This is a genomic window from Novipirellula caenicola (genome assembly GCF_039545035.1).
Classification (GTDB): Bacteria; Planctomycetota; Planctomycetia; order Pirellulales; family Pirellulaceae; genus Novipirellula; species Novipirellula caenicola.
The window spans coordinates 871,523-884,416 of sequence record NZ_BAABRO010000001.1 but is presented as its reverse complement, the minus strand read 5'-3'; the positions used below and the strand labels follow the sequence as shown (position 1 = coordinate 884,416).

General features: G+C 54.4%; 9 protein-coding genes. 3 read left to right on the top strand and 6 right to left on the bottom strand.

Going from position 1 to position 12,894, the window contains the following annotated elements; all coding sequences use genetic code 11:
• Positions 1-69: 69 nt before the first annotated feature.
• Complete coding sequence (locus ABEA92_RS02955; RefSeq protein ID WP_345682299.1) at positions 70-372, bottom strand: MTH1187 family thiamine-binding protein; 303 nt, start codon at positions 370-372, stop codon at positions 70-72.
• Between the two features lie 282 nt (positions 373-654).
• Positions 655-1,851 (bottom strand): aldo/keto reductase, encoded by a 1,197-nt coding sequence (locus ABEA92_RS02950; RefSeq protein WP_345682298.1) that lies wholly within the window; start codon positions 1,849-1,851, stop codon positions 655-657.
• Between the two features lie 609 nt (positions 1,852-2,460).
• On the opposite strand from ABEA92_RS02950, the gene ABEA92_RS02945 reads away from it, so the two are divergent.
• Positions 2,461-3,465, top strand: a complete 1,005-nt coding sequence (locus ABEA92_RS02945; RefSeq protein ID WP_345682297.1) for an alpha/beta fold hydrolase — start codon at positions 2,461-2,463, stop codon at positions 3,463-3,465.
• 507 nt (positions 3,466-3,972) lie between these two features.
• On the opposite strand, the gene ABEA92_RS02940 is transcribed toward ABEA92_RS02945, so the two are convergent.
• Positions 3,973-5,238: a PQQ-binding-like beta-propeller repeat protein gene (locus ABEA92_RS02940; protein ID WP_345682296.1), complete on the bottom strand. Its 1,266-nt coding sequence runs from the start codon at positions 5,236-5,238 to the stop codon at positions 3,973-3,975.
• Positions 5,239-5,803: 565 nt separating this feature from the next.
• Here ABEA92_RS02940 and ABEA92_RS02935 point away from each other — a divergent pair.
• Positions 5,804-5,926: a hypothetical protein gene (locus ABEA92_RS02935; RefSeq protein ID WP_345682295.1), complete on the top strand. Its 123-nt coding sequence runs from the start codon at positions 5,804-5,806 to the stop codon at positions 5,924-5,926.
• A 1,097-nt stretch (positions 5,927-7,023) separates the two neighbouring features.
• Here ABEA92_RS02935 and ABEA92_RS02930 read toward each other — a convergent pair.
• Entirely contained in the window at positions 7,024-8,424 is a 1,401-nt protein-coding gene (locus tag ABEA92_RS02930; RefSeq protein WP_345682294.1) for a rhodanese-like domain-containing protein, read from the bottom strand.
• Positions 8,425-8,709: 285 nt separating this feature from the next.
• Here ABEA92_RS02930 and ABEA92_RS02925 point away from each other — a divergent pair, with 285 nt between their 5' ends.
• The gene (locus ABEA92_RS02925; RefSeq protein WP_345682293.1) at positions 8,710-9,564 is read left to right on the top strand and encodes a sulfite exporter TauE/SafE family protein; all 855 of its coding nucleotides are present in this window, start codon (positions 8,710-8,712) and stop codon (positions 9,562-9,564) included.
• Between the two features lie 2,055 nt (positions 9,565-11,619).
• Here the strand turns inward: ABEA92_RS02925 and ABEA92_RS02920 are convergent.
• Both ABEA92_RS02920 and ABEA92_RS02915 read right to left on the bottom strand, forming a co-directional pair.
• Positions 11,620-12,123, bottom strand: a complete 504-nt coding sequence (locus tag ABEA92_RS02920; protein WP_345682292.1) for a hypothetical protein — start codon at positions 12,121-12,123, stop codon at positions 11,620-11,622.
• A gap of 25 nt (positions 12,124-12,148) precedes the next feature.
• Positions 12,149-12,865 carry a hypothetical protein gene (locus tag ABEA92_RS02915; RefSeq protein WP_345682291.1) on the bottom strand — a complete coding sequence of 239 codons (717 nt, stop codon included), beginning with the start codon at positions 12,863-12,865 and terminating at the stop codon, positions 12,149-12,151.
• Positions 12,866-12,894: the final 29 nt, after the last annotated feature.

Sequence of the window (12,894 nt, the reverse complement as noted above, 5' to 3'; positions counted from 1 at the left end):
CAGCAGCATGAAAAAGTTAGCGGCTATGGAAATGCGACGCGGATTTGAGCGGTTTCGCTTGGTAAACGCTTACGACGATCGGCGTTCGTTGACGCTGTCGATTTTGTCCTGCATCGATTGTTCGCGGTCGGTTCGAGTGCCGACTTTGATCGTCGTGGTGATTCGCGGTGCCCCAATGGCATGAACTCGTTGGTGACATCGTTTGATCGCGGCGAACACGTCATCCCAGTTGCCTTCGATGTTCGTGCCGTAGGCGTGAAGCTGATGCGACAAGCCCGCTTCCTGCAATACCTTCTGGCACTCCGCAACGTACTTGCTGACCGAAACTCCCACTCCGATCGGGACGACACATAAATCTACAATGACTTTCATCTCGGCGGTGCCTCTCATTTTTCGGCGAATGTGCAACGTTTAAAAACTAAGTTTAAACGTTAACCGCGAAATTGGCACCAGCATTCGGATGGAAGCGTCCCATCAGGTTTCCTTTCCCGAGCCGCGACGATGGGGGCAATGAAAGTCGTGTCGGCGGTGAGCCCGATGAACCAATGCCGAAAACGGCCCCCCCGAAGGACGACAGGAAATCTACAGCACGTCATCGCCGTTGGGAGCGGTAGATGCAACGTCGAACCTCGATCGTCGCAGCGGCAACATGACTCAGCCGCGGCCTTTTTTCTGTGCCGGCTCGTCGCTGGGAGTGGGAGCGTCTTGAGCGATCAGATTTTTCGCTTTCAACTCGCTCCAGAAATCCTCTGGGATTTGAACCTTCATTGAGGCGATATTTTCTTTCACCTGCTGAGCGGTTCGGGCGCCTGGGACAATCGCGGAAACTGTCGTCGGTGCCTCGGCGAATTGCAACGCAGCCGTTTTGATATCGATGCCATGTTTTTTCACAATCGCATCGATTGAGGTAAACTTTTCCTTCATCGCCGGAGGAATCTTGCTCGAATAGTTGAACCGATCTCGGCCCGCCAGAAATCCGCCATTCAGCGGCGCGCCGATGACGACCGAGATGTCGCGTTCATCGAGAAGCGGGAATGTCTTTTCCAGGGCTTGTTGGTGTTCCAGGATGGAGTATTGCAGCGCCAGCAGACAGATGTCGGGATCGGCAACGTCAACCGCCTTGTAGATCGCATGCGGTGAATTGATGCCAAACCCCCAGGCTTTGATCATGCCTTCCTCACGCATCTTTGTCAGTTCAGGCATGGCGCCTTCGACCGCTTCATCAAAGTATTTGATCCAATCGTCGCCCATGTCACTGTTCTGAGGCGAAAGGTCATGGATGAACACAATGTCCAGTGACGAGACACCGATGCGATGGAGGCTGTCTTCGACCGAGCGACGTGTCCCCGCCGCCGTATAGTCATACTTGTAGTGAAAGGGGGATGGGTTCGCCCAATGCCACTTCTTCGGAAGTGGTTCGGAGGACGGCGTAAGAATTCGCCCCACTTTGGATGACAGGACGTAGTCCTCGCGTTTCTTGTTGCGAAGCAAGTCACCGTAACGTCGCTCGCTCAGACTTAGCCCGTAAAACGGCGCGGTGTCAAAGTAACGGATTCCAGAGTCCCAGGCCGCATTGAGCATGCCAAGGATTTCTTCGTCGCTGGATACGGTGTTAAAACCGTTTCCTGCCGCAAGGCCTCCCAAGCCCATTCTGAATTTGGGGCGATATCGACCGTCGCCGCGGGCGTCGTTGACTGGCAATGGCTCTGTGGTATCCACTAGACCTTTCGTCTTCATGACTTCGCCCGAGGACATCTGGAACTTCAGTGCCTGCGCGGAAGCCGCCGCACTGACTGCCGAACCAACGCCCAACGCCGCACCTGCTTGCAACAAGTTTCTTCGGGTCATCATAGGGTCATTCTCCGTAATCGATTTTGAGGGACGTCGTGTTGTGTGTTGTTTCGATGTGCGTTTCGTGAAAGTTGTGGCCAATGCATCATCGATCTGGATCTAGGGCACTGGCGCGCTAGTTCAATGACGATGCAGACTCGCGGACCGCCAACGCTTGAGCAAAACAAAACCGGTTTCGATACGATTGGTGGACATCTGAAAATTGCAACATCCTTCACAGCGACGCTATCGATGCCATTGTGTCCAGCTAAGGCCAGACGCATCGCGCCATCCAGACGACCAGAGCCGAAAGTGGTCGCGCCAATTTTTCTTCGCGTGTCATTCCGATATGCCATGATCAAGGTAGTGGACGAGGCAACGAGTCCCCTCCGTTAATCGTAGTGGACGAGGCAACGAGTCCCCCACGATGAAGTGGCACGCACCAAATCGATGCACCGAGAAGAAAAAACGAAAATGACGCGGCGGCGGAACGGATCCCTGTGCGGGCATTAGACTCAAAAGGACATTGCCTTCCGATGCTCGACACGGCCCCCCGAACGTTTGGGTGAGCGTGACTAGGAATGTCTACATTTGATTTGATTCGAACGTGCAGCAATAGGAAAACTTCAGATGAATCAAAATATGCGATGCGTGCTTGCCAGTCTGTTTGTGATGGCACTCACGTCGGTTGTGGCGGTCGGTCAAGAATCGCCTTCCTACAACGCCAAACTAGACGACTATCGATATCCATTTTCCGTCGAGACATTTGAGTTCAGCTCGCAGCGACAAACACTGCAGATGGCCTACATGCACTTGAAGGGCTCCGATGCGATGCCGACGGTCGTCTTGCTACATGGCAAGAATTTTTCGGGAGCGTATTGGGAACAGACAGCAAAGCTACTGCAATCGAAAGGCTACTCGGTGCTGATTCCCGATCAAATCGGGTTTGGCAAGTCGTCTAAGCCGGCCTACTACCAATTCGGTTTTCCTCAGCTTGCACACAACACACGGCAGTTGATTGAGAAGCTTGGGATCGAAAAACCGATCATTGTCGGGCACTCGATGGGTGGCATGTTGGCAACTCGGTACACGCTGATGTATCAGGACGATGTTGAGCGTTTGATTCTGGTAAATCCAATTGGTTTGGAAGACTATTTGAAATTTGTGCAGTACAAAGACGTTCAGTTCTTCTACCAGAACGAGGTCAATAAGACGCCTGCGGACATCAAAGCGTACCAACTAAAGAACTACTACGATGGCAAATGGGAACCCGCGTACGACGAATGGATGAAGATTCACGTCGGCTGGATCAACGGGCCGGATTGGCAGCGAGTCGCTTGGAACAACGCGATGACGTACGACATGATTTTCTCGCAACCAGTTTGCAATGAGTGGGCCGACATCAAAGTTCCCACGCGGCTGATTATCGGGACTCGCGATCGAACCGGACCAGGCCGTGGTTGGATGAAGCCGGGTGTCGAGCGGGAATTGGGCCAGTATCAAAACCTCGGCAAGCAGACTGCGGCGGAGATTACGGATTGTCAGCTGTATGAATTGGAGGGGCTCGGTCACATGCCTCAAATCGAAGCGTTTGACCGCTTCCGCGTCGAGTTCGAGAAGGCGTTGCAGCAGTAATCCAGGGCTCCGTACCGCCAATGCGGCTCAGTTAATCGTAAAGGACGGGGCAACGAGTCCGAGCATTAGACGTAGTGGACGAGGCAACGAATCCCCGCAGCTAGACAGAATGGACGCGAGGCAACAAGTCCCCACCATTCAGCAACGCCGCAACCACGCGTTTCTCTAGTGTTGCAAGGTAGTGCGGCGGAGCACTGCCGCGCCGTCGATGGACATCGCCGTGAGACGCGAAGCCGCACACCACGGCGATCCAGCCAGGCTCTGTCTGAAAACCGTATCGGAAGTCGCGGGCGGCTTGTTGTTTTAGTCGTACGATGGACTTCCTAATCCGTCGAATCCACCCTTGACGGACTAGGAAGTCCATCCTACACCCCTTGCCGCAGGAAACTTCACTAAATCAACAAGCCGTCAAGACTTTCAGCAGCATGGCAAAACCCATTGGGAAATCGAAATTCTTCACGAATTCCGCTACCAAGTTTCCGCCTCAGATGCGTTCTCTGACAGTGCCTAGAGCGACCACAGCGTTAAACTCGTTTTATCCTTGATCAGCAGCGTTCGTTTCAGCAGCACGGGCGGTGCCCATGTGGAGCTTTCTGCGACTTGATAGCTGGCGACTTCTTCAAGATCCCCGTCGGTGGCCTTGATCACTTGCAGTTTTCCGTTGTCAAAGAGTGCCACGATATGGTTGGGGATCGACAAAAACGCCACGTTATCTCCGCTTCGTCCCGGCCCCCGCCATCGCACTTCACCCGTCGCCGTGTCCAGGCAGAACAGTTGCCCCTTCATGTAGTGCGAGAACCCAAACAACAGGTCCCCGTTGATCACCGCAGTGCTCATGTCCAAGGCGACATCCTTTTGAAACCAACGCTCCTTGACCGACCATTCGCCGTTCTCGATCACGGGTTCCAGACCGTAAATGCCGCGATTTTCACCTCCCAGTAAAATTTGCCCGTTGTGGAACGTGGGCGTTGGCATGTTTTGGTTGCTGGTGTATTTCGGAAGAGGGAATTCCCACAACGCCTTTCCCGATTGGCTTTCGACCCCAACAAGGGCACGATGGTTCCAGTCGATGATTTGGCGGACACCTTGGATTTCGACAACCAAAGGTGATGAATAAGCTGCTCCATCACTGCCCTGACTCCAGATTTCCTCGCCCGTCTTCACGTGCAACGCAACCAAAGCTCCTTCGTCGTCATTGCCAACGTGAGCGACCACGCGATCGCCGTCGACGATCGGCGAAGTGGACGCACCCCAGTTCGGATGGTTTTTCGGAAAACGGCTTCGGTAGTCACGGTGCCACAGTCGGTCGCCCGACTTCGCGTCCCATGCAGAGATCTCACCAAGGCTGCTCATCGTGAAGATGCGCCCGTCGGCGAGGATGGGCGACGATTTCGGGCCATTCCCATGCCGCTCACCGCCCGAAGATGCTTGAAAGGGAACGGCGTAAGTTTGTGTCCAGATCTCTTTTCCTGTCGCCAGCTCTAAACATCGCAGCACTTCGTCGTCTCCCTGACGTGAGTGCTGATAGACGCGGTCATCGGCCACCAATGGTGACCCGTATCCCGTGCCCACTTCAACCTGCCATTTCTTATTTAGTGATTCAGGCCACTCGGCGGGCGGTTGAAAATGATGGACCCAGCCGTCGCGGTCGCCGCCGAGGAACCCCGGCCATGCTGGGCCGCTGGCCGTTAGCACCGAACCGCCGAGCATCGATGATCCAAGCATCCATGCCAGAACAAACCGAATTAGCGAGCTGAGGTGAGTTGTTTGCACGTTCAATTTCCTGGACGAGGTCGATTCCGCTGGACTTGGGATCGCAGAGAGAGTGAGACAGGTACCATTGAGGGCCCTTAGATGTTCATCGCACTGAACCAATGTCCAAATGGACGGGCCGACCGCCATGGTACGAGTTCCGAGGATCGAGAAAAGGGTGCGATGGAATTGCGGAAATGTATCCTACGACTCCACTGCAACCCGCAAACCGTAGGGTGTTGCCAACATCGACGATGGAATGATTGGGTTTCCACTTGCGGCATCTCGTTTTGCGATTTTGGGCGGTTCGATTGATTCCTCTGAGTTCGTTCCGCTGGTGAGTCTGCTGGGCGACCGCATTGTCGCGTGAGCGGCGACGTCGAGTCACTGAGATCAACGTTGGCTCGCAGAATTGGGCAGGAAAATGGGATACCGTAGGATGGCTCTGGTTTCTTAATATTTTTGCCCTCCATCTTTTTGCCATACCTGCGGTGCGGCGCTCGGCGGATGTCGCGGAGCGACGATTCAAGAGATCCGCGATGTCAGCTCACCGGTGTTAGCCTTGGCACGTGAATAAGGCAAAAACATGAAGGGCAAAAAGATGGGGCTCGGCCAAGCGGTGCTGCAATATGGATATTTTCCTGCCCACCGGCTATCCGGCGCTTGGTGGACGTGGCGGAAACAAGAATCAAGTGAGCCGCTTCGTTGAACCACCGAGGGCAACGTTGGCTACTGGATTGGGCAGGAAAATGGAGGGGGCAGGAAAATGGGTTACCGCAGGATGGCTCTAATTTCTTAATGTTTTTGCCCTCCATCTTTTTGCCATACCTGCGGAACGGCGCTCGGCGGATGTCGCGGAGCGACGATTCGAGAGATCCGCAGCATCACCTCACTGGTGTCAGCCTTGGCTCGTGAATAAGGCAAAAACATGAAGGGCAAAAAGGTGGGGCTCCGCCAAGTGGTGCTGCAATCTGGATATTTTCCTGCCCCACTCATCTTCCTGCCCGCCGGCTATCCGGCGACTGGTGGACGAGGCGGAAACAAGAATCGAGTGAGCCGCGGCGTCGTGTCATCGGGGACAGCGTTGCTCACTGGATTGGGCGGGAAAATGAAGGGGGCAGGAACAATAGATACCGCAGGGTGGCTCTAATTTCTTAAATGTTTTTGCCCTCCATCTTTTTGCCATACCTGCGGTGCGGCGCTCGGCGGACGTCGCGGAGAAACGATTCGAGAGATCCGCAGCTTCAGCTCACCGGTGTTAGCCTTGGCTCATGAATAAGGCAAAAACATGAAGGGCAAAAAGATGGGACACCGCCGAGTGGTGCTGCAATCTGGATATTTTCCTGCCCCACTCATCTTCCTGCCCGTCGGTCATCCGGCGTTTGGTGGATGACGAGGAAACAAGAATCGAGTGAGCCGCGGCGTTGTGTTGCTGAGGACAGCGTTGGCTACTGGATTGGGCAGGAAAATGTAGGGGGCAGGAAAATGTGATACCGCAGGATGGTCCTGCTTTCTTAATATTTTTGCCCTCCATCTTTTTGCCATACCTGCGGTACGGCGCTCGGCGGATGTCGCGGAGCGACGATTCAAGAGATCCGCGACGTCAGTTCACCGGTGTTAGCCTTGGCACGTGAATAAGGCAAAAAGATGAAGGGCAAAAAGATGGGACACCGCAGGATGGATTGGCATTCTTAGTATTTGCCTGCCCGATCCATCTTTGTGGGTACAGCGATTGCCTCTGGTTCCTTCCGCGGGGCCTCTGCGGCCGCCGCGTTGCATTGGATCCGCAATCCAGTGCGGTTGTTCCTACTTTTGCACGTCGTAGCCGGCCTTCTTCCATGCCTGCATGCTGCCGGGGACGTTGTAAACCTTCTCATAACCGCCTCGCTGCAACAGACTCGCTGCCAAACTGGCTCGATAGCCGCTGCCGCAGAAAACTGCCACCGGTTCCTTCTGGTTGATGTTCAGGTTGCCATTGACCCCGCCTCGCATCTCCGAGACGAACTTGTGTTTGGCCTTTGGTAGGTGCCCACTCTCGAATTCACTAGACGTTCGAACATCGAGCACTTGCACACGATCCTGCTGTTCCGCAAGTTGTTGAACCGGCATTTGTGGAAGGTTTACGATGGGCAGCCCGGCGTTCTCCCACGCTTTCATGCCGCCAGCGAGATAGCCCGCGAATTGTGTCAGCCCCACGTAGGCAAAGTGCCAAGTAACCCAGTCGAGGTTCGATTCATCTTCCACAACCAACAAGATCGGCTTGTCGTAGGAAAGCATGTCACCCGCCCAGACCGACATCTCGGGGCGATCACCGATATTGATTGCGTCTGGAATATGGCCGCCGCCAAAGGCCAACATCTGCCGCGTGTCGACAAGTTGTGCGTCGCCTTTATCTACAGCGGCTTTGAATTGCTCTGCGGGTAACCCTTGAATGGGAGGCGCCGAACCGATGACCTGCGGACCTTTTGCATTGACCTTTTTCAGAATCGGGTAATGCTGAGGCACAGGCGGCGCCCCTGATTCGACAAACTTCTTGAACTCGTCAAAGTCATCGTATTGTAGAAATTCATTGGTTTTCCGTTCGTACCCGATCGTACTCATCGGCCGCTCACCAATGTCGGCCCCGCAGGCTGATCCTGCACCGTGGCACGGATAGATGATGACGCCGTCATCCAGTTTCAGGTAGTAATCCCTAAGCGTGGAGAACAGTTTTTTTGTCAGCTCTTCGGTCTCTTCTTCGCCCAGCAGGTCCGGCCGTCCAGCCGACCCGACGAACAGCGAGTCGCCCGTCAGAACACCCCACGGCGAATCAACACGATCCTTCTCGGCAAGTTCATAAGCAACATGCTCTGGAGTATGCCCAGGCGTATGACGTACCGTCAGCACAAGAGAACCGAACTTGAACGAATCTCCTGCCTTGATCTTTTCTACGTCAAAATCGTACTTCGCGTCGCCTTCGCCGCTGGCGTAAATCTTGGCCGTTCCTAGCCGAGATGCCAATTCGCGTGCACCGCTCATGAAATCCGCGTGAATGTGCGTCTCGAAGATATGCGTGATGGCGACACCGTACTCGCGGCTCAGTTCGAGATAGACGTCGACGTTGGGCCGTGGATCGATCACGGCGGCCGTCCCTGTGCTGTCATCGCCCACTAAGTACGAGAGTTGTGCGATACCTTCGGTCTGTACCTTTTGAAATACCAACGTCATCGGAGGACTCCTTTGTGAATAGTTTGTTGAGGAAGGAATGATTTTGCGGAGGACGCCTCGTCAATCGACGCGTCGTATCTTTTTCCGTTTGGGATTGTCAATCATGGCAGCAAACATCATTCCGTTTACAGCGATTTTTGGACGAGCGGTTGCCGTCCATCAGGTATCACATTTGCAGTCGGTCGGCATCGTTCGTGTCATACGGCCTCGACCGCCCCAGCCCTCGTTGATCGTTTGGCGTCCCGGTTTTTTGCTACCGAAACTATCTTTTTCACGAGCGTCATCATGGATCCGCTTATCACCGCTCTCGTCTTGGCGCTGCTCGTCGGAATCACGCTCGGGATTTTTGGGGCGGGCGGATCGATCTTGACGCTGCCCATCTTTACCTTTGTCCTTGGGGTCCCGGTGGGGCAAGCGGTCGCGATGTCGATGGTGGTCGTCGGCGGCTGCAGCCTGCCAGCGGCGGTCCGCTATTGGCAGCAAGGGAACTTCCACCTTCGCGCTGCAGTCCTGTTTTCGGTCTCTGGGGCGTTGGGAGCCTATGCGGGATCCTTTCTGACTGCACTCGTTTCCGAGCGGACGCTGTTGCTGATTTTTGCCGCCATCATGTTGGGCGCAGGGATCGCAATGGTGTGGGGGCGGGGCGAAAACGATCAGCGTGAACGGGGATGCCGCATTTGGCCGTGTCTACTGATCGGTGCTATTGTAGGCGTGCTGACTGGTTTTCTCGGTGTCGGTGGTGGCTTCCTCATTGTCCCCGCGCTGGTGCTGTTCGCTGGCGTGGATGCGAAACGCGCCGTCGGTACGTCGCTGGCGATCATTTCGTTGAACACCGTCGCGGGACTTGCCGGCCAGCTCCGCTCGACAGACATCGATTGGCGAATCACGCTCGCCTTTTTCGCCTTAGCATTCCTGGGGATGCTTATTGGATTGGTGTTGTCGGAATGGTTGCCCGCCGAACGGATACGAACCGCGTTTGGATGGTTTGTAATCGTTTTGGCCCTCGTCATCGGCGGGCTAGCGCTACGCAAGAATCCGGATCACGACGACCGGGGCCAGCGGAGTGCGAGCGTGACGGAAGCGGTTAGGATACAACGCGCTGGCGTCGACGGTCCTATCATGGGGCAAGCTCGGTTTTAGAGATGACACGCTACGCAATGGAGATCGATCCGTTTTAGGGGGGCAGCGGGGATTGGTCCGACGCCACCCCTTTGTTACATCGTCGACGAGGCGGAAACAAGAACAGAGCGAGCCGCAGCGTTGTGTCACCGAGGTCAACGTTGGTTACAGAATTGGGCAGGAAAATGGGGGGGGCAGGAAAATGGGATACCGCAGGATGGTTCTGTGCTCCGACATGTTTTGCCCTCCATATTTTTGCCTACCTGCGCCGCGGTGCTTGGTGGATGCCACGGAAAGCCGAATCGATCGAGCTGCGGCATTTTATTGTCGAGGCCAGCGTTGGTTTTGAATAAGGCAAAAACATGTAGGGCAAAAAGATGGGATATCGCCGAGTGGTGCTTCAATCTAGATATTTTCCTGCCCGCCGGCTATCCAGCGTTTGGTTTATGTGGTGGAAACATGAGTCAAGTGAGCCGCGGCGTTGTGTCATCGGGGACAGTGCTGCTCACAGAATTGGGCAGGAAAATGAAGGGGGCAGGAACATGGGATACCGCAGGATGGTTCTGTGCTCCGACATATTTTTGCCCTCCATCTTTTTGCCAATCTGCGGTACGGCGCTTAGTGGACGTCGCGGAAAGACGATTCGATCGAGCTGCGGCATGTTATTGTCGAGGCAAGCGTTGGTTTTGAATAAGACAAAAACATGTAGGGCAAAAAGATGGGACACCGCCGAGTGTCCTGCAATCTGAATCTTTTCCTTCCCATCCCATCTTCCTGCCCGCCGGCTATCGAGCGTTTGGTTTATGTGGTGGAAACACGAGTCAAGTGAGCCGCGGCGTTGTGTCATCGGGGACAGCGTTGCTCACAGAATTGGGCAGGAAAATGTAAGGGGCAGGAAAATGGGATACCGCAGGATGGTTCTGTGCTCCGACATATTTTTGCCTTCCATATTTTTGCCAATCTGCGGTACGGCGCTTGGTGGATGTCGCGGAGCAACGATTCGATCGAGATGCAGCATGTTAATGTCGAGGCCAACCTTGGCTCGTGAATAAGGCAAAAACATGTAGGGCAAAAAGATGGGATACCGCCGAGTGGTGCTTCAATCTAGATATTTTCCTGCCCCACTCGTCTTCCTGCCCGCCGGCTATCCGGCGTTTGATGGACGTGGCGGAAACAAGAATCGAGTGAGCTGCTGCGTCGTGAGCTCGGAGGCTACTTCAGCTACTGCAACCAAGAACGAAAGCATTCGAGTCTTGGCTATCTGACACCTGCACAATTTGAATCCATTCATCTAGGTCAACAATAAGACTTTCGCGCGCCCGGAATCAGGTCACCACCTCATTCGTCCATTTTTCGGTTTCCGTGCTGGACTCGAGAGCATTTGGCAAGCGATCAAACGGGTTCGCCAACCGAGAGCTTGGTGGCTTTGGGGGGCGTTGAATCGACCCAACGCTTTTCTCGTCCGCGAGAGCGGTCCAGTAGTCCGGATAAGTGGTAGTCATTGTGCTGGGCTAGTTCGGCGAACCTTGGTGGTCACCTGGCGGCGACCCACGATTTTGTGCTCACGAAAACACGTTGCCGCCGCTCGGGTGCACCACGCTGGTTCTTGCGATAGGCTTGCGTGGCGGACGAATCGCCAGTCGGACGGGGCTCAACAAACCGCAGGATAGCGTCCGAAATAGTCTCGAGCAACAAACGACAACGAAGAATCGGAAACGCAGCGATCTAGCGCCGGGTTATTCCGGGCGTCATTAGCAACCACCGATAGACGCAGATCCACACAGATACGAATCCCGATTAACCACATCTGTGTCCATCTGTGTAAATCTGTGGTTAAGACCGACCGCGCATCGGTCCGACGAGAAGGCTTGAACTATCAGGAAGTTTTCATGAGAGTGACGTTCGCCTGATGCGATGTTGCTGCCGCCGTGAACTGGAGACAACGTTCGAGACCTGAACAACGATTGCGACCCCTATAGGCTGTGCACGATCCCGCAAGAACGTTAGAAATGCCGCGGGACGGGCGAAAGATTTGCAAGCAGACGAGAAAAAGCATTACCGGTTCGCCCCTGCATTTCATGGTTCGTCGATGGTGCACGGAGGGCTCTCTGTGTAACCACGCCTTTGAAATGATAAGACGGAATCGCAGGTAGATCCGGAAATGCCAATGTGAGCCACCGCGTTCTTTAATTGTGAGTGCGGAATGGAAAGTGTGTGACGAAAAGCAAGACTCTCGCCGGATGCCAGAAGCTGTGCATTTTGCTCGGCGTACTTGGTAACGCTCATTGGAAGATAGTGATCCGCGATCAGACGCTTTCCGGCCTTCTCGGCAAGGTACTGTGTCTTGAAATCCACGATTTGGTAAGCGATGTCAATGGTTTCCGACCCCACGTTGCGAATGCGACCGGTAATCTCAATGTCCGTTTCCCCGGTTGGCGTTGCAGTTGCGTGCACCGCCATGTCGTCGAATTCAAGGTGGAGCTGAACTGGACGCCTGAAGTAAACAATCCCTCCCATCACAAACGCAAGGCACGTTGTTACAACTAAAAGGAACCGAATCGTGAAACGTCGGGTAGTCATAAGAAATCACGACGAACGAACACAATCACCGGGTTGCCGCCAGCGACGCTGATCTCACATTCGGCCTGGATGGCAACGCAGGTGCATTGTGGTGTTGTTCGATGGGTTGGAAGTGAGCCGACACGCTGCTGTCAACGTCGTCCCAGCCAGTCCCTTCAGCCGGAAACTCTAGTATTTCGCCGGCGCGGTTTTTGAGCAGCAACTGCGAACCGGATTCGTTTTTGAGGACGGAGATAAATGATTTGAGCTCCGAGAGTCGTGCGTATCTCCATTTATCTACGCACAACTGAGAAGCTCCACCACGCATTTGGAATTGGAAAAACGGTTCGGGTTCTCGATGAAGGTCGAACACGTTCACGTGGCCGCGGAGGCGGTCGTAGTGAAAGCAACCATCTGGATCGAGTTCGCAGGTAAACACAGGAATCACATGAATGAAATCTGGTTGGTCAATGTGCCAGCCGCGTAGAAAATGCCTATCACTTCCGAGCACGGCAACTAGCTTGTCGAATCCGTTTACACTCGGCTTCAGATCCGTTGAGCCACATGACTCGACTGGAATATCAGCGTGTTCGATAGCGTGAATGAATTGTGTGACCAGATCCGCCTGCATCTGCCCGTTAACGCCGAAAGTGACTGGTGGAGTGGAAGGACGAAATACGGCATGCGTGGTGATCGCGGGAGTCTCAATTGATGTCACTCTCCACTCTGTATTCGCGAACGGTTCTGTGTGGTCGAGATTCATCGTACGGTTGTCGGATAAAGATTCGGTTT

Bases quoted from the DNA above. Each gene is read 5' to 3' on its own strand.
- ABEA92_RS02955 (WP_345682299.1), bottom strand. From the start codon at position 372: ATGAAAGTCATTGTAGATTTATGTGTCGTCCCGATCGGAGTGGGAGTT.
- ABEA92_RS02950 (WP_345682298.1), bottom strand. From the start codon at position 1,851: ATGATGACCCGAAGAAACTTGTTGCAAGCAGGTGCGGCGTTGGGCGTT.
- ABEA92_RS02945 (WP_345682297.1), top strand. From the start codon at position 2,461: ATGAATCAAAATATGCGATGCGTGCTTGCCAGTCTGTTTGTGATGGCA.
- ABEA92_RS02935 (WP_345682295.1), top strand. From the start codon at position 5,804: ATGAAGGGCAAAAAGATGGGGCTCGGCCAAGCGGTGCTGCAATATGGA.
- ABEA92_RS02930 (WP_345682294.1), bottom strand. From the start codon at position 8,424: ATGACGTTGGTATTTCAAAAGGTACAGACCGAAGGTATCGCACAACTC.
- ABEA92_RS02925 (WP_345682293.1), top strand. From the start codon at position 8,710: ATGGATCCGCTTATCACCGCTCTCGTCTTGGCGCTGCTCGTCGGAATC.
- ABEA92_RS02920 (WP_345682292.1), bottom strand. From the start codon at position 12,123: ATGACTACCCGACGTTTCACGATTCGGTTCCTTTTAGTTGTAACAACG.
- ABEA92_RS02915 (WP_345682291.1), bottom strand. From the start codon at position 12,865: ATGAATCTCGACCACACAGAACCGTTCGCGAATACAGAGTGGAGAGTG.